The 16,144-nt window shown below is 70.2% G+C and carries 20 protein-coding genes; 7 read left to right on the top strand and 13 right to left on the bottom strand.

Annotated features, from left to right (window positions below; translation table 11 throughout):
* The first annotated feature begins 15 nt into the window (after positions 1-15).
* On the top strand, positions 16-195 hold the full coding sequence (locus OG219_RS02695) for an antitoxin (protein WP_266822444.1): 180 nt from the start codon (positions 16-18) through the stop codon (positions 193-195).
* A gap of 44 nt (positions 196-239) precedes the next feature.
* Here OG219_RS02695 and OG219_RS02700 read toward each other — a convergent pair whose 3' ends face one another.
* The 4 genes from OG219_RS02700 to OG219_RS02715 form a co-directional block, all read right to left on the bottom strand.
* Positions 240-1,100, bottom strand: a complete 861-nt coding sequence (locus tag OG219_RS02700) for an ABC transporter permease (RefSeq protein ID WP_266822445.1) — start codon at positions 1,098-1,100, stop codon at positions 240-242.
* Complete coding sequence (locus OG219_RS02705; RefSeq protein ID WP_266822446.1) at positions 1,060-1,977, bottom strand: ATP-binding cassette domain-containing protein; 918 nt, start codon at positions 1,975-1,977, stop codon at positions 1,060-1,062. Before OG219_RS02705 ends, OG219_RS02700 begins: the two co-directional genes overlap by 41 nt.
* Positions 1,974-2,429, bottom strand: a complete 456-nt coding sequence (locus tag OG219_RS02710) for a MarR family winged helix-turn-helix transcriptional regulator (protein WP_266822448.1) — start codon at positions 2,427-2,429, stop codon at positions 1,974-1,976. The genes OG219_RS02705 and OG219_RS02710 overlap by 4 nt, the downstream gene beginning before the upstream one ends.
* 79 nt (positions 2,430-2,508) lie before the next feature.
* The gene (locus OG219_RS02715) at positions 2,509-3,570 is read right to left on the bottom strand and encodes an NAD(+)/NADH kinase (RefSeq protein WP_266822450.1); all 1,062 of its coding nucleotides are present in this window, start codon (positions 3,568-3,570) and stop codon (positions 2,509-2,511) included.
* A gap of 129 nt (positions 3,571-3,699) precedes the next feature.
* On the opposite strand from OG219_RS02715, the gene OG219_RS02720 reads away from it, so the two are divergent.
* From OG219_RS02720 to OG219_RS02735, 4 genes are all read left to right on the top strand, one after another.
* The gene (locus OG219_RS02720) at positions 3,700-4,539 is read left to right on the top strand and encodes an alpha/beta fold hydrolase (RefSeq protein WP_266822452.1); all 840 of its coding nucleotides are present in this window, start codon (positions 3,700-3,702) and stop codon (positions 4,537-4,539) included.
* 231 nt (positions 4,540-4,770) lie between these two features.
* The gene (locus OG219_RS02725) at positions 4,771-5,166 is read left to right on the top strand and encodes a hypothetical protein (protein WP_266822454.1); all 396 of its coding nucleotides are present in this window, start codon (positions 4,771-4,773) and stop codon (positions 5,164-5,166) included.
* A 144-nt stretch (positions 5,167-5,310) separates the two neighbouring features.
* Positions 5,311-5,778 (top strand): peroxiredoxin, encoded by a 468-nt coding sequence (locus OG219_RS02730; RefSeq protein ID WP_323183260.1) that lies wholly within the window; start codon positions 5,311-5,313, stop codon positions 5,776-5,778.
* Positions 5,779-5,889: 111 nt separating this feature from the next.
* Positions 5,890-6,168, top strand: a complete 279-nt coding sequence (locus tag OG219_RS02735) for a hypothetical protein (RefSeq protein ID WP_266822456.1) — start codon at positions 5,890-5,892, stop codon at positions 6,166-6,168.
* Positions 6,169-6,191: 23 nt separating this feature from the next.
* Here OG219_RS02735 and OG219_RS02740 read toward each other — a convergent pair whose 3' ends face one another.
* Positions 6,192-6,755: a hypothetical protein gene (locus OG219_RS02740; RefSeq protein ID WP_266822458.1), complete on the bottom strand. Its 564-nt coding sequence runs from the start codon at positions 6,753-6,755 to the stop codon at positions 6,192-6,194.
* Positions 6,756-6,975: 220 nt separating this feature from the next.
* Here OG219_RS02740 and OG219_RS02745 point away from each other — a divergent pair, with 220 nt between their 5' ends.
* Together OG219_RS02745 and OG219_RS02750 are read left to right on the top strand one after the other, a co-directional pair.
* Positions 6,976-7,146, top strand: coding sequence for a hypothetical protein (locus tag OG219_RS02745; protein ID WP_266822460.1), 171 nt, complete (start codon positions 6,976-6,978; stop codon positions 7,144-7,146).
* 375 nt (positions 7,147-7,521) lie between these two features.
* Positions 7,522-7,737, top strand: a complete 216-nt coding sequence (locus tag OG219_RS02750) for a hypothetical protein (RefSeq protein WP_266822462.1) — start codon at positions 7,522-7,524, stop codon at positions 7,735-7,737.
* A 29-nt stretch (positions 7,738-7,766) separates the two neighbouring features.
* Here the strand turns inward: OG219_RS02750 and OG219_RS02755 are convergent, their stop codons facing one another.
* The 8 genes from OG219_RS02755 to OG219_RS02790 all read right to left on the bottom strand — a co-directional run bounded on the left by OG219_RS02755 (position 7,767) and on the right by OG219_RS02790 (position 16,140).
* Complete coding sequence (locus OG219_RS02755; protein WP_266822464.1) at positions 7,767-8,966, bottom strand: flotillin family protein; 1,200 nt, start codon at positions 8,964-8,966, stop codon at positions 7,767-7,769.
* 11 nt (positions 8,967-8,977) lie between these two features.
* Entirely contained in the window at positions 8,978-9,229 is a 252-nt protein-coding gene (locus tag OG219_RS02760) for a hypothetical protein (protein WP_266822466.1), read from the bottom strand.
* Positions 9,230-9,274: 45 nt separating this feature from the next.
* Positions 9,275-10,345, bottom strand: a complete 1,071-nt coding sequence (locus OG219_RS02765; protein WP_266822468.1) for a glycerophosphodiester phosphodiesterase — start codon at positions 10,343-10,345, stop codon at positions 9,275-9,277.
* A gap of 172 nt (positions 10,346-10,517) precedes the next feature.
* The gene (locus tag OG219_RS02770) at positions 10,518-11,399 is read right to left on the bottom strand and encodes a hypothetical protein (protein WP_266822470.1); all 882 of its coding nucleotides are present in this window, start codon (positions 11,397-11,399) and stop codon (positions 10,518-10,520) included.
* A 199-nt stretch (positions 11,400-11,598) separates the two neighbouring features.
* Positions 11,599-12,513 carry an ROK family protein gene (locus tag OG219_RS02775; protein WP_266835975.1) on the bottom strand — a complete coding sequence of 305 codons (915 nt, stop codon included), beginning with the start codon at positions 12,511-12,513 and terminating at the stop codon, positions 11,599-11,601.
* Between the two features lie 32 nt (positions 12,514-12,545).
* A complete protein-coding gene (locus tag OG219_RS02780; RefSeq protein WP_266822472.1) occupies positions 12,546-14,318 on the bottom strand; it encodes an ABC transporter ATP-binding protein in 1,773 nt (590 codons plus the stop codon).
* Positions 14,315-15,184 carry an ABC transporter permease gene (locus OG219_RS02785; protein ID WP_266822474.1) on the bottom strand — a complete coding sequence of 290 codons (870 nt, stop codon included), beginning with the start codon at positions 15,182-15,184 and terminating at the stop codon, positions 14,315-14,317. The genes OG219_RS02780 and OG219_RS02785 overlap by 4 nt, the downstream gene beginning before the upstream one ends.
* Complete coding sequence (locus OG219_RS02790; RefSeq protein WP_266822476.1) at positions 15,181-16,140, bottom strand: ABC transporter permease; 960 nt, start codon at positions 16,138-16,140, stop codon at positions 15,181-15,183. The genes OG219_RS02785 and OG219_RS02790 overlap by 4 nt, the downstream gene beginning before the upstream one ends.
* Positions 16,141-16,144: the final 4 nt, after the last annotated feature.

Raw genomic sequence — 16,144 nt, forward strand, 5'->3', positions numbered from 1 at the left:
AAGGAGGACACGATCATGTCCGTGATGGACAAGCTGAAGAGCATGCTCAAGGGCCATGAAGCACAGGCCGACAAGGGCATCGACAAGGCCGGCGACGCCGTCGACGACAAGACGCAGGGCAAGTACAGCGGTCACGTCGACACCGCCCAGGACAAGCTCAAGGACCAGTTCGGTACGCGCCCCGAGGACCGGTAGGGCCACCAGCGGCACCTACGCGCGGCCCGGCGTGCTCGCCGGTCTCAGCGGGCCAGGCGGCCCAGCAGTGACGAGGCGGACCAGATGCCGAGGGCCGCGGCCACGGCCAGGACGCCGAAGTCGAGTGCCAGGTGGGCGGGCGTGCCGAGCAGGAGCCCGCGCAGTGCGTCCACCTGGTAACTCAGCGGGTTGATCTTGCTGATGACCTGGAGCCAGCCGGGCATGATGTCCACCGGGTACAGGGCGTTGGAGCCGAAGAACAGCGGCATCGTGATGGCTTGGCCGATGCCCATCAGGCGGTCCCTGCTGAGCACGATGCCCGCGATGGTCATCGAGAGGCAGGAGAAGAAGGCCGACCCGAGGACGACGGCCACCACAACGCCCAGCAGGCGAAGGGGGTTCCAGGTCATCCCCACGCCGAGCAGTGCGGCGATGACGATGACCACGACCGCCTGGATCACCGCCTTCACCCCGGAGGCGAAGGCCTTCCCCGTGATGAGCGCCGACCGCGGAGTCGGGGTGACGAGGAGCTTCGTGAGGATCCCGGCGTCACGCTCCCAGATGATCTGGATGCCGTAGAAGATGGCGATGAACATCGCGGACTGGGCGATGATTCCGGGCGCCAGATAGTCGATGTAGGGGATGCCGCCGGTGGGTATCGCCTTGATCTTGGTGAAGGTCTCTCCGAAGATCAGCAGCCAGAGCGCCGGCTGGACCGCCCGCGTGTACAGCTCGGTGCGGTCGTGGCGGAGTTTCTGCAGCTCGACCGCGCACATCGCGCCGACCCGGGCGGGCAGTACGCGCCAGCCGGTTCGGGCCCGGGGCGGGACGAGGAGCAGGTCGAGGCCGGCCGGGTGGGCGCGGTCAGCCGACACGGGTCGCGGTACGGCGGGTGCTTCGGACATCGCTGAAGTCTCCTGACTTGTCGTCGAGGCCACTGCCGGCGATGTCGCGGAAGACGTCCTCCAGCGTGGGCAGTTCGCCGCTCGTAGGGATCCCGCGCCGCTCGCCGAGGCTCGTCCGCAGCTCGCCGGGGGTGCCGAGGGCGTGGATGCGGCCGTGGTGCATCAGCGCGACGCGGTCGCAGTACTGGTCTGCCTCGTCCATGTAGTGGGTCGTCACCAGGACGGTCATGCCGGTGGCTTCGCGTACGGCGTTGATGTGCTCCCACACGTTGGTCCTGGCGATCGGGTCGAGGCCGATCGTCGGTTCGTCGAGGATCAGCAGCCGGGGTGCGCTCACCAGTGCCTGGGCGAGTTCGAGGCGGCGGACCATGCCTCCGGAGTACGTCTTGGCGAGCCGGTCGGCCGCGTCGGTGAGGTCGACGGACGCGAGCGCCTGGCCCACGCGCGCCGCGCGCTCCCGCCGGGAGACGTCGAAGACGCGGGCGAACAGCTCCACGTTCTCCCGGCCGGTGAGTCCGGAGTCGGCGGAGAGCTGCTGCGGTACGTAGCCCAACAGGCGGCGTACCGGCATGCGTTCGCGGGTGGCGTCGTGTCCGAAGACACGGACCATGCCGGCGGGGACCGGCAGCAGCGTGGTCATGCAGCGGATGGCCGTGGTCTTGCCGGCGCCGTTGGGTCCGAGCAGTCCGAACACCTCGCCGTCACGGACGGAGAGGTCCAGTGCGTCGACCGCGGTCGTCTCGCCGAAGGTGTAGGTGAGTCCGGAGCAGGTGACGGCGTCGTTCACCGGGGCCTCTGTGTGATCGGCGCCCGGCTCCTCGCCGTTCGTACTCCCCTGTCGCACGGGGTCTTCCCCTTCGGTCGTGTGACGCGTCATGTCTCCTCGGCCTCCTCGTGCAGGTTCGCCGCCAGCTTGCGCAGGGCCGGGAGGGCTGCCTCCAGTGCGGCGTGGTCGGCCTCGTCGAGCAGGGCCACCTGGCGGCGTACGAGCGCGGCGCGGCGCTGTCGCCAGTCGTGCAGCCGTGCTTGTGCCGCCGGTGTGGGCAGCAGTCGCGCGGCCCGCCGGTCGGACGGGTCCGTCTCGCGGAGCAGATAGCCCTCCCGCACCAGCTGGTTGACCAGTGTGGAGACCGAATTGCCCGCCAGGTACAGGTCCTTGGCGGCCTCCGACACACCGATGCCGGGGCGGGCCACGACCAGGCGCAGTAGGTCGATCTCGGCGCCGCGCAGTTGCGGGGTGGTCATGCCGCTGCGCAGCCGCCGCCTGATCAGCCGTTGAACTCCGGCCAGGGTGTCGGCCAGTTCCTCGGGAAAGCTCTCTGACTCCACGCCTCGAAGATAGCTCTGTGTCAGAGGTATTTCGGGAAAGGGAGGGTAAGGAAGAGTCAAGAGGGGGTAAGCAGGGGGCTCAGCGGGCCACTGGCGGCGGCAGACGCAGGTGGGCGAGATCCGGTGGTACCGGGCTGTCGGGTCGCAGGAACGGGGCCGATTCGCCGTCCGCGGCCGTGGCGGGTGCGTCAGTGAGACGGAATCTGTCGCGGAGCCTGCCGTAGAAGTCGGTGGGGCGCAGGCGGATGAGGCGCGCTCGCTGGGGGGCGCGGAAGACGCCGATCCAGTCGCCCGGGTCGAGCACTCCGCGCAGCTGGCCGTCGACGCTGACCGCGGCCTGTCCCGAATGCGGCAGGACGCGCAGGGCCACCGGCTCGTCGGGGGCGGCCAGGACGCTGCGGTTGAAGGTCATGTGGGGCGCGATGGGGGTGAAGACGAGCGCGTCCATGTGCGGGGAGAGGACGGGGCCGCCGGCGGCGAAACTGTAGGCGGTGGAGCCGGTGGGGGTGGCGACCGCGACGGCGTCGGCCGAGTAGGAGGCCAGCAGGCGGCCCGCCAGGTAGACACCCAGGCTCACCTGGTGGTCCCGGGCCAGCTTCTCCACCACGACGTCGTTGAGGGCCATGACGTCGAGGGCCAGCCCCCAGCCCTCCCCCTCGGTGCTCTCGGGGCGCACCTGCGGCGGCGGAAGGGCGGGGCCGCGGCCGTAGCGGAGCAGGGCTTCCATCCCCTCGGGTATCTCGAGGGCCCGGGAGGCGCGCATGGCGAGCGTCATGCGTTCCTCCACGGTGGCGCGGCCGTGCTGGACGGCTTCCAGCGCTTCGGTGACGTCGCACGCCGGCACCTCGGTGAGGAAGCCGACCTTGCCCAGGTCGACCCCCAGTACGCTCGCCCGGTTCTTGAGCGCGATCCTCGCCCCTCTGAGGAAGGTGCCGTCGCCGCCGAGCGTCACGACGAGGTCGGGATTGCCCGCCGCCTCGGCTTCCGCCCGGCCGCTGAGGCGCTGGTGGTCCTTGGCCCACACATCGATATCGGTGCAGGGGATGTCGTGGGCGTCGCACCAGTCGTGGACCGTACGGGCGACGTCCTGGGCGGCCGTGCGGCCCATGTGGACCACCAGGCCTACGCGCTGAATGGCCATGAAGACCTCCAGGGGGTTTCCATTTTGCCATCGGTGAGCCTCCCCCGCGCAGGGCAGCACCTTCCCTGGCATTCCCGCAGGCCCCGAATCCAGTTGCTGCGGCCGGGCGACGCTGTCAGGGTCTTGGCCATGCCCAACTTCTCCGCACCTGACGGAACCAAGCTCGCCTACCACGTGTTCGGACACGGCTCTCCTGTGGTCTGCCTGCCCGGCGGACCCATGCAGGCGTCCGTGTACCTCGGTGACCTCGGCGGCCTTTCCGCGCACCGGCAGTTGGTCATGCTGGATCTTCGGGGCACGGGTGAGTCGCAGACGCCCGGCGACGCCTCCTCGTACCGCTGCGACCGACTTGTCGATGACGTGGAGGCGCTGCGCGAGCATCTCGGTCTGGAGACGATGGACCTGCTCGCGCATTCCGGTGGTACGAATCTGGCGGCGCTTTATGCCGCCCGCCACCCGGAGCGCGTGAGCAGGCTCGCACTGATCACGCCGAGCGTCATGGCCGTCGGGCTTGCCGTCACGGGAGATGTGCGGCGCGAGACGGCGCGGCTCCGCCGGGACGAGCCGTGGTTCCCGGAGGCGTACGCGGCCCTGGAGGAGATCACCGCGGGGCGGGCGACGGACGACAGCTGGCAGGCCGTCGCGCCGTTCCTCTACGGCCGCTGGGACGAGAAGGCCCGAGCCCACCACGCCGCCGAGGACGGTCAGCGGAACGACGAAGCCGCCGCCGTCTACGGTGCCGAGGGCGCCTTCGACCCGGACACCACGCGCGCCGCGCTCGCCCTGCTCGGGGTGCCGGTTCTGCTGCTGGCCGGCGAGGTCGATCTCAACTCCCCTCCTCGTGCGGTGACCGAGCTGGCCGCCCTGTTCCCGGATGCCAGGCTGGTCGTTCAGCCGGGTGCCGGGCACTTCCCGTGGCTCGACGACGCCGACCGGTTCGTGACGGCCACGGCGGCGTTCCTGGGTTAGGCGAGAAGAGATCCTCACTGTCACGGGTGTTACGGGGATGTGTGGTTCGTGAGGACGTCATGGAGGTGTGGAACGCGAGGAGTTGAGCATGCGTCTGACAAGACGGGCATCGCTCCGGAGCGTTGTCCGGCCCGCATTGTCAGTGCTCTCGGGAACAATGCGGGGCAGCGAGAACGTCACCGCTCCCGGCGGTACGCGATCGAACCCCGTTCGTCGAAAGGCCGCCCGCACATGACGCCCCCTCTCCACCGCCGCGCCATGCAGCAGGCCCCGACCGGAGGCCGTGGCCCCATACTCCGGGCTCTCCCCAGCGCACGCACTCCACTCAGCCCCGGCGGTGCCGAAGTCCTGCGTATCGTCATGGAGCAGGGCGCCCCGGTCTTCCTCACCGTGCACGCCAACGGGCGTCGCCGGTACGGCTACTGGCAGTCCGTCGGTTCCGAGGCCGGGCGCGGAGGCTGTCACGTGGCGCTGCCCACCGACGAGTGCGACGCGTTGCACGCGGCGGGCCGGATCGTGCTCGGGGATCCGATGGTGGACCCGGGAAAGACGACGTATCCCGTGCGGGCGGCGGTGCGCACGGCACCGTCCGCGACAGGTGCGCCAAGGCATGCGCTGACGGCGTGAGCACCGGTCCGGTTGCGCCGGACACCGTGACCGGAACCCCGTCCCTCACTGCGACTTACCTTCCAGTAATATCGCGCGACAGCACCAGTGGAGTACCGCTCGTGTTGGCGCACGTGGCGTCGCCGAGGATGGGGAGGGACGGTCATGACGGGTCAGGTGGATGTGGGCGACACGGTCGAGGACTTCGCTCTGCCGGACGAGACGGGTGCCGAGCGGCACTTGTCGGAACTGCTCGGCGAGGGACCGGTGGTGCTGTTCTTCTATCCCGCCGCCCTCACCGCGGGCTGCACCGCCGAGGCGTGCCACTTCCGTGATCTGGCCGCCGAGTTCGCCGCCGCCGGAGCGCGGCCGGTCGGAATCAGCGGTGACACCGTCGACCGCCAGCAGGAGTTCGCCGGGCGTCACACGCTCGGGTTTCCGCTGCTGTCCGATGCCGAGGGCAAGGTCCGTGAGCGGTTCGGCGTGAAGCGCGGATTCTCCCTGGCGCCCACGAAACGGGTCACCTTCGTCATCGCACAGGACCGCACGGTCCTGGAGGTGGTCCGCAGCGAACTGCGGATGAGTGCACACGCCGACCGCGCCCTCGCCGCGCTGCGCGCCCACAAGAGCTGAGTCGCTCATCCGATAAGTACATGGCCCCGAACGAGGGGGCGTGCTCACTCGATTCGGCGTCATATGCAAGCGCGGGCGTACCACCGGCGTACCCGGCCGCGTTGCAGCAGCATGGACAGCACATCCACCACGACCGGGAGCCTCCTGGACCAGGGGACACATTCTCGGCCGCACGCCGAAATCGCCGATCCGCAGGGGGCGAACCCCCCGATCTACGCCTCCCTCGTGGCCGAGTGGTGGGCCAGGGGCCGGATAGTGCCGGGCCGGCACGACTCGCAGTGGGCAGCCCTCACCGCCCCGCCCGGAGGCAGGAGACGTGACGGCGCGGCCGACAGGGGACGGTGGGAACGTGTTGCCGTCTGCCTGGCCGGTGCCGATCCCGCCGACTGAGGCAGCCGTGCCCGCGCGTGCGGTCATTCCGGGCTGCTGTCATTGTTCGGGACGCCAGGGCCGCACGGCCGGCGGTGGGTGGGACGGTCGGTTCCCGTGGCGGCGACCGTCCCGTCCGGCGGGCGGGATGCCACGGGTCCCAGCAGGGTGGCGAGTAACCCGGTGGCTTCCTGAAGGGCCAGCTCCACGGCGGTGGGGAGGTACAGGGTGCCGCTGCCGTCGGGCGGAACGAGCCACCGCAGGAATCCCGTGACCCGGTTCGGGGGCGGTGCGGCGATCCACGCGCCGCGGCCGGCGTAGCGGATGCCGGTTCCGACCCAGCGGCTGTCGGGATCCGGCGGCAGGAAGAAGCCCACTCTGTGGGCGGCGAAGTCGCAGAGCGTGGGGCCGGGTTCCTGCCGCGGATTGCGCAGCAGGACGTCGAGGGCGAGGAGGCCCAACTCCTCCGGCACGCTCAGCACATCCCAGAACCGCCCGGCCGCCAGTACCGCGGTCCCGTTGTCCGCGTGCCATTGCCTCTTGCACGCCCGGGGGTCCGTCGCGGCGGCGGCGAGCCACTCCACTGCTTGGTTCGAGCGACTTCTCATGGCTCTCCTCCGCGGTTGCTGGCGCCGTACTGCCGGACCCGGAGCCAACTCCTCAAAGACCGCAAGAATGTGCGAAATTCCTCCGGTCTGCCCCATTCTCGATGCTCATGTTGGTAGATATTTCTACGTGGCGGAAGGGGTGGCGCAGTATGGCGTTTCGGTGGCGCGACATCTTTCGGCCAGCTGTCCGCCCTGGACCCTGGAGGGTTCCCCTTTGGCGATGTCCACGATCAGAAGATGGCTCTCCCGGCTCCGTCCATGGCGGGGCAGCGGCGCGGGGCGCAGCCCGAACGCCGCTGAAGAAGACCCGCTGGCACCGCTGGTGGAGACGGCGAAGTTACTTGAATACGGCGCCGGCCGGTTCGACGAGCCCGAGGACGACGACCTCTGACGCGGCCGGCACCCCGCACCGGACGTGGCGGGGTGCCGACGTGAACAGACCCCGCCCCGCTGCGGATGGTGGGCGGGGCCTGTTCACTGCGCATCATTCTCAGCGCCTCGTCCGGCTTCCGGGAGGGAGTGAGACGGTGCGCGTGGGCAAGGCGGGGCGCACCCTGTGTGAAGGGCGCGCCTCCCGTGTGAACCGATCCGCGGGGCCGGTTCACCCGGGCACCCCGGTCCACCGCCCGTGTTCTGAACCGGGGTGGCCGGTGTCACTCCTTGGCCGGGTGCTTCCGGTTCTGTCCGAACTGGGAGGATGTCTCCTGCGGCGACGCCGCGGCCTTACCGTAGTGGCGAGGCATCGACCCCGAGGAGAAGCACAACCGTGCACGACGTACCGATCTACGCCCAACTGATATCCGAGCGTGGCGACATACCCCTGCAGGTCCGCACCGAAGCCCGCAGGATCCAGCGCGAACTCGACTGGATCGTCAACGCCGGTCCCGCATCCGGGGGTTTCCCTTCGAGACCTCCCGCCGCTCCCCTCCCGAACTCCCGCGCCCTTCCGCCGGGGTCCGGCTCGACCGGCTGGCTCTCCTGACGCGAGCGTCAACCGCGGAGTGCGGCCTCCTAGCGAGGGTCGCCGGGGTCTTCGTCCCGCTCCCCCTCGTCGGTGTCCTTCCCCTGCGTACGTGAATACCCCTGCAACTCCAGTAGCCCTTGGGTCTTCTCAGGGCTCCCGTCGGGGTTCTGGCCGTTCAGGTTCTGGCGGACGGAGTCCAGGATCGTCAGGCCCTGGGCCACCAGGCCCGCGGCGATCTCGCCGAGACCGTCCGCGCCGTTGAGGACGTTGACGTTGGCACCGGCGAGGCCGCCCGCGGCTTCCTTGACAATCAGCGGGAGCTGGTCGATCAGCATCCGGTCGAGGGCGACGCGGTCGTGCGACGCGGCGGCCTCCGCCTGGATCTTCATGCGCTCCGCATCGGCGATGGCGAGCACCCTGATCCGCTCGGCCTCGGCCTCGGCGGGCTTCACGATCTCGGCCACCAGCTGCTGCTGGCGCAACTTGGCGGCGCGCTGGGCCAGTTCGGTCTGGGCGGCGAGCACCTCCTGCTGCGCGTGGGCCTGCGCCAGCGGTCCCGCCTGCGCGGCCTGCGCCTGCGCGCGGTCGACCTCGGCCGAGTACTCCGCTTTCACGATCGCGGTCTGCCGGGCGTACTCGGCCTGGTTGCGCGCGGCCACCTGCTGCGCCTCGACCGAGGCCTGGGTGGCCTGGGCCTGCGCTATCTGCGCCTGCCGCTGGATGGCCGCCTTGTGCGGGGCGGACATGGCCTCGATATAGCCGGTGTCTCCGTCGTCGATCGACTGGATCTGCAGCGAGTCCACGATCAGGCCGATCTTCGCCATCTCGACCTTCGAGGTGTCCAGGACCTCCGCGGCGAGCTTCTGCCGCTCGGTGACGATCTCCTCGACGGTCATCGAGCCGATGATGGAACGCAGATGGCCGGCGAAGATCCGGCCGGTCAGCACCGACATCTGGTCCTGGTCGGAGAGGAACCGCTGCCCCGCGTTGATGACGCTCTCGGTGTCGTTGCCGACCTTGAACGCGATGACGGCGCGGACGTGCAGCGAGATGCCCTGCCTGGTGACACAGGTCTCGGTGACTTCGGACTCGCACATCGAAAGGGTGAGGAAGCGGGTCTTGCGGAAGATCGGGAGCACGAACTTTCCGTGCCCCATCACGACTCGGAAGGGCGCTCCGCCCAGCCCTCGCTTGCCTCCCGAGATCAGCATCGCCTCATCGGGAGCGGGAACGCGATAACCGAACATGCTTCTCCTCCTCAGCCGGCGTCGGCGAGGCCATCGCCCAACACGTCCAGCGGATCAGCCCACTTGATGACATCGACCTCACGGCAGCCCCGGGAATCGATCACGAGCACGGTCGCCCCCGTCTGCAAGGGCTCCTGCGACCATGCGAGAAAGGTCTCCGTGCCACCTCTGACCCGCACCAGGATCTCGCCGGGGCCGGCGCTTCCCCGCGTACCGATGAGCACTTCCCCCGTACAGCCGATCACGGCCTCGTCCTCCACCACCGCCGGCCGCCCCCCATCATTCGGGTGTCCTTTCGACTGTAAGCCCTACCCGTACTGCTTGGGCAGCTTGAACCCGCGCTCGGCCAGCACAGTGCGCAGCCGGTCCGGGTAGTCGGTGATCAGCCCGTCGACGCCGTCGTCGATGAGCTTGTTCATGGTGGCCGGGTCGTCGATGGTCCAGGGGATCACCTTGAGCCCGAGGCGGTGCGCGTCGTCGACCATCCGCGCGGTGACATAGGGCACGTAGTCGGGGTCGGTGACCTTGCCGTTCTGCGGGGTGCCGTGGACCGGCGAATAGGCGGCGGCACCGAAGGACTTGACGGCCTTGAGCGGGTCGCCGCCGAAGTCGTCGATGTCGATGCCACCGAGCCACGGGGAGGCGCCGGGCTGACCGACCTGCAGGAAGTCCTTGTTGTCGAGGGCCACCAGCGGCAGCCGCGGCTCGACTTCGCGCATCTCCATCAGAGCGCCCCAGTCGAAGCTCTGAACGGTCACCTGGCGCAGCATGTGGGCCCGGCGGATCTCACGGGCGGTCACTCGCACGAACTGCTCGCGCGGGGCTGTCTCGGTGGGTGCGCCAGCCTCCACCTTCGTCTCGACGTTGAGCTTGACGTCGTGGGCGCGGTAGCTCTTCACCAGGTCGAACACCTCGCTGAGCAGCGGCATCCGCGCGCCGGGCGCCGGCACCTGCTCGGGGAAGGCGGGCAGCGTCAGGGAGCCGCAGTCGAGCGTCCTGACCTGGGCGAGGGTGAGGGTGTTCACGTATCTGCCGACGTACGGGTACTGCGGATCGCCGGGGGAAACCGGCGCCGTGTCCTGGCACTTGGTGCCGTTGACGCGCCGGTCATGGGTCACCACCGCCTGGCCGTCCTTGGTGATCTGGACGTCCAGTTCCAGGGTGCTCACGCCGATCTCCAGACCGTGCGCGAAGGAGGCGAGGGTGCTCTCCGGGCGCAGTCCGAGTCCACCGCGGTGCGCCTGCAGGTCGAAGGTTCCGGGCCCCGGCCGGTGCTGCTCGCTCGCGCCCGCGGGTGCCGCTAGTACGCCTGCGGTACAGGCCAGGGCCGCGGTGCAGGCGAGGGTGGTGGCTACGGCGGAGGTGCGCCATCCGATCATGGGTGAGCCGTCCTTTTCGGTCCGTGTACGGGTCCGCGCCGGATTTCGGCCCACAGTATGGAGCGAGGTGGCCGCGCCCGGGAGTGCCCGAGGTGGTGGCGGGGCGAAACCTGCCTAAAATCCAGGCAGTTGTGCGCCACGCACCCCCTCGGACACCCCAATTCGGCCTGGCTCAGCTCTTGGTGAACTTGTAGGTCTTGCTATCGGTGATGACGCAGAAGCCGGGCGAGATGACGATCACGCGCAGAGTGCCGGTGCGGCGGTCGTAGTCGATGCCCTCCGTCTCGAAGGTGCCCGTGCAGCCACTGCGCAGCGGGAGTTGGCGCAGGGCCGTGACGTGACCGGTCACGTTGGAACTGCCCGGCTCGGCGGACAGGTCGATCTGGAGCAGCGGCTTGGTGTAGCCGAAGAGCGTGCCCGCCGGGTCGTCGGAGGAGCACAGCAGCTGCGTCGAGGTGACGAAGTCGCAGCCCTGGACGTCACGTACGGCGTGGTCGAGGGTGATGGTGGACGCCAGCGGGAGGTTCGCCGAGGGCGACGTACTCGAGTTCACGCCCGGGGTCGGGAACACCAGGAATCTGGTCATGGTGCCGTACTCGCCGTTCACCATCCACGAGCCGCCCGGTGAGATGGCGACCCAGGAGTTGTTCAGCGCTTCTCCGGAGTTGAGCGTGTGGACGTACTCCGACCACGCGCCGCCGCCCGGTGCCTGCACGCGGAACATCTTGGCGGTGCCGCCGTCGGCCTGGTAGGGCTCGACGTAGTAGCCGCTGTACGAGGCGTCCGGGTCGCCCACGTGGTTCCAGCCGCGGGAGTAGACGTCGACGGGGATGGTCCCGACCCCCGTGTAGCGGTTCGGGCTTCCGGCCGGGACCTCGACCGAGGTCAGGCCCTGGCTCTCGCTCAGCGGGTCCGCGCGGTCCGAGCCCACCTCGGTCCAGGTGTCGGCGGCAGCGGCGGGCGCGGTGGCGGAGACGGTCAGGACGGCGGCCGTGGCGAGCGTGACGAGACCGGCCAGAGCCGTGTGACAACGTTGCCGGGCGGGCATGCGCATGTGGAGTACTCCTCGGTGGGGGGCGCTTGTTCGGCGCACAGTCTGGCCTGCAAAGCAGGGGCATGTACAGACCAATGTATGGACGCCAGTCGTCAACTCACCGTCCAGAAAACGACAGTTGAGCATGCGGTCGCCACCCGGCAGGCGACAGCACCGCGCGCCCCCTGGCTCTGTCCGGCCGATCATGCCGGACAGTCCCCTAGACCCGCGACACCGCGCCGAGTTCCGTACGCGCACGGGACGCGGCCCCGATCGCGACGGCATCGCTGCCGAGCCGGGCCCGCACGACCCGGATCGGATGCCCGCTGACGGGCGGTCCGGCGGCGAGTTCGGCCAGCATCGGTGGCTGGAGCAGATCCCAGGCCCGGCTGACGCCGCCGCCGATCACGAAGGTCGTGATGTCGAGGAGGCCCGCCGTGATCAGGATCGCGCGCGCGACGCCCGCGCCCGCGGCCTCGTACACGGCGACCGCGTCGGGGTCACCGTCGACCGCCGCCTCCGCGACAGCCCGTGCGGTGAGAAGCCGTCCCGTCCGTTCGCCGTACCGCGCCCGGATCGAGCGGCCGGAGGCGAGTGTCTCCAGGTGCCCGCGGCCACCGCAGGTGCAGGGGAGGTCTCCGAAGCCGGGGATGTGGCCCACCTCTCCCGCGGCTCCGTGCGGGCCGTCGAGCAGTTCGCCGTTCAGCCGGAGCGCACCGCCGACGCCGGTGCCGAGCGTCATCCCGAGCACGTACGGCTCGTCCACCACCGCACCCTTGGCCGCCTCGCCGCGCAGGAAGGCGTTCACGTCGTTGTCGAGGAAGGCCGGGACGCCGAGCGCCTCCTCGACGGTCGCCGTCACCTCGAACCCGGCCCAGGAGCGGAAGGAGTCGCTCGCCACGAGGATGCGCCCGGCGCGGCTGTCGACGACGCCGGCCGCGCCGATACCTGTCCCGAGCAGCCGCGAGGGCACCCGGGCACGCAGGACGCCCAGCGCGTCGAGCGCGGCGCGGACCATCGCCTGCCCGCCCTCGCTCGCCGGTGTCGGCACCTCCATGGAATCGATCACGGTGAGGTCGGCCGTACAGAGCAGGACCTGTGTGGTCGTGCCGCCGATGTCGACACCGGCGAACACGTCGGGCACCGGACCCTGGGCCCCCGTGTCGCTCACGCGGTGACCCCCGTGACGGCCTGCCGTTCCTCGCGCCGACGGCGTTGCAGGACCGGGTCCGGTACGGGCACGGCTGCGATGAGCCGCCGCGTGTAGTCCGTCCTCGGGTGCAGGAGTGTGGTCGCGGTACTGCCCTCCTCCTCGATGCGCCCGGCACGCATGACGACCACGTGCTGCGCGAACTGCTGGACGACGGCGAGGTCGTGGGACACGAACAGGCACGCGAACCCCAGTTCGTCCTGGAGTTCCGCGATCACCTCCAGGACCGACTGCTGCACACTCACGTCGAGCGCGCTGGTCGGCTCGTCGGCGACCAGCAGCCGCGGTTCGAGGACCAGCGCGCGGGCCAGGCTCACCCGCTGACGCTGACCGCCGGACAACTCCCGCGGGCCCCGATGCGCCAACTCCCGTGGCAGCCGGACGAGTTCGAGTACGTCCCCGACCCGGGCCCGGCGCTCCGCCGACGACATCCCCCGGCGGTGGACACGCAAGGGCTCGGCGACGCACTCCCCCACGCTCATCCGGGCGTCGAGCGAGGCCACCGGGTCCTGGAGGACCACACCGACGCCGGACAGCAGGGCACGCCGGGCACGCCCCCTGGTCCGGCCGAGGTCGGCGCCGAAGAGCGTGACCGAACCCGAGGACGGCGGCAGGAGGCCGAGCGCGACGCGGGCCGCGGTCGACTTGCCCGAGCCGGACTCCCCGACGAGCCCGACGGTCTCGCCGGGCCGGACCGTGAGCGAGACCTCGCTGAGCGCCCGTACCACTCGCCGCCCGCGCCCGAACCGCACCGACACCGCTCGCAGATCGACCACCGGGTCCGCGGAGGGCCGACCGGCGGTCGTCCCGCCCGCGGAGGACCGACCGACAACTGTCTGATCCGCGACGAGCTCCGGCTCACCGTCCCGCTCGCCGAAGGCCGGCCGATCCTCCGCCACGACCCTGACCAAGGGCGGCCGACCCGCCGCCTCCGCCCCGGCCACCATCAGCCGGGGCACCGCACCCAGCAGCCGCTTGGTGTAGTCGTGCGCGGGTCGCAGCAGCACCTGCTCCACCGGCCCGGTCTCCACGACCTCCCCCTGGAACATCACGGCGACGCGGTCCGCGAAGTCCGCCACGACCCCCATGTTGTGCGTGACCAGCAGCACCCCCGTGCCGGAGTCGGCGGCCAGCCCCCGCAGCAGGTCCAGGATCTCGGCCTGCACGGTGACGTCGAGCGCGGTGGTCGGCTCGTCCGCGATGAGCAGGCTCGGCGCGTTCGCGATCGCCATGGCGATGACCACGCGCTGCCGCTGTCCGCCGGAGAGCTGGAACGGGAACGCGGCCGCCCGCGTCTCCGGGTCCGGGATGCCGACGCGACGCAGCAGTTCGACCGCCTCCCGGGCCGCGTCCTTGGCGGTGACGGGGCGGTGGTTGCGTACGACTTCGGCTATCTGCGCGCCGATCCGGGTCAGCGGATCGAGTGCGGTCGCGGGTTCCTGGAACACCATCGACGCCGTACGGCCTCGCAGGCCGGTGAGGTCGGCCTCGGCGGCGGCGATGACGTCGGTGCCGCCGACCAGGGCGCGGCCCGTGGCGCGTGCGCTGCCCGGCAGCAGCCCCATCGCCGCGAGCGCGACCGTCGACTTCCCGGAGCCCGACTCGCCGACGAGGGCCAGCGTTTCACCGGGCCGGACGTGCAGCGACACGTCGCGGACGGCGGGCACGTCGCCCGTCTCCGTCGAGAACGTGACGCCCAGGTTCTCGATCCGCAGGATGTCGGCGGTCATCCACGCCCCCTCACGTCGAAGGCGTCGCGCAGTCCGTCGCCGATCGCGTTGAACGCGCACACGACGAGGATGATGGCGAGGCCGGGCGGAACGATGAGCCACCAGCGTCCGGAGTACGCGGCGGTCAGACCGGCCGACAGCATCCCGCCCCAGTCCGTCGACGGCGGTTGGACGCCCAGGCCCAGATAGGACACGTAGGCGACGAGCAGGATGGCGTCGGCGACCTGGAACGTCGCGGCGACCACGATCGTCGAGACCGAGTTCGGCAGGATGTGCCGGGCGATCGCCCGGCCGTGCGTGCCGCCGATCGCCCGCAGGGTCAGCACATAGTCCCGGCCCTTCAGGGTGAGCGTCTCGGCCCGGATGAGACGCGAGGGCACGAGCCACGACACCAGACCCAGGATGAGGACGAGCCCCCAGATGCCCGGAGTTGTGATGGCGGAGACGACGAGGAGGATGAAGAGCGCCGGGATCGCGATCCCCGCGTCGACGACACGCATCATGACCGCGTCGATCCAGCCGCCCGCATACCCCGCGATCGCGCCCCAGAGCGTGCCGATGACGGTGGCGAGGATGCCGGCCGCGAGGCCGACGAGGAGCGACACCTTGCCGCCGAACATGAGCCGCCCGAGCTCGTCGTGTCCGACGGCGTCGGTGCCGAGCAGATGCGCCCCGCTCGGCGCGAGATTCACCTGGGTCAGGTCCGTGTGGGTCTGGTCGGTCGAATAGATCCACGGGCCCACGAAGGAGAAGAGCAGGAAGAGTACGACGACGACCAGTCCGGCCACCGCGAGCCTGTTCCGCGTGAACCGGCGTACGGAGAGGCTGTAGCCGGTGACGGTCTCCACGGTCAGTACGGCGCTCATGTCCGGCCCGCCTTCACTCGGGGATCGACGATCCGCTGGACGACGTCGGCAAGCAGTGTGCCGATGACGGTCGCCACGGAGATGACGAGGACGCAGCCGAGCAGGACCGGATAGTCGGAGGACTGCGCGGCGCTCCAGAACAGCAGCCCCATTCCTGGGTAGTTGAAGAGCTGCTCGACCACGAGCGCGCCGCCGAAGAGCACGGGGATGTAGTAGCCGAGCATGGCGACGACGGGCGTGAGCGAGTTGCGGAACACATGCCGCCACAGGATCGCGCGCGGCCCCGCGCCACCTGCCCGCGCCGTGCGTACGTAGTCCTCGGAGAGGTTCTCCAGAGTCGCGGCGCGCATGTAGCGGCTGAACACGGCGACCATGGACGCGGCTCCCGCGACGACCGGCAGGACGAGCGCGTTCGGCTGCGCGAGTACCTGCCCCAGCGTGTCACCCTGGGGCGCCTGCGACGGGAACCAGGGCAGGAGCTGCGTGAACACCAGCACCAGGACGAGCCCGAGGAAGTACACGGGCGTCGAGTACGCGACGAAGCTCAGCGTCGTGATGACGTAGTCCGCCGGCTTGTTACGCCGGACGGCCTGCCACATGCCGAGCGGGATCGCGAGCGCGAGCCCGACCAACGCGGACAGCACGGTCAGGACGAGGGTCTTGGGAAGCCGCTGCTCGATGAGTCGCGACACCGCCTCGTTCAGGGTGTACGACGTGCCGAGGTCGCCGTGCAGGAGGGTGCGCAGGTAGTAGACGTACTGCACGGGGAGTGAACGGTCCAGGCCCTGCTCGTGGTTGAACTGCGTGATCTGCTGCGCGGTCGCCTGCGGGCCGAGGATCCCGCGTGCGGGACCCCCGGGCAGCGCGTGCAGGAGGCAGAAGACCACCACGGTCACGATGAGGATCACCACGACGGACTGGAGGACGCGCCGGGTCAGATAGAGAAGGGTGTCCATGCGG

Origin of the sequence: Streptomyces sp. NBC_00038 (assembly GCF_026343635.1) — a bacterium.
GTDB lineage: Bacteria > Actinomycetota > Actinomycetes > Streptomycetales > Streptomycetaceae > Streptomyces.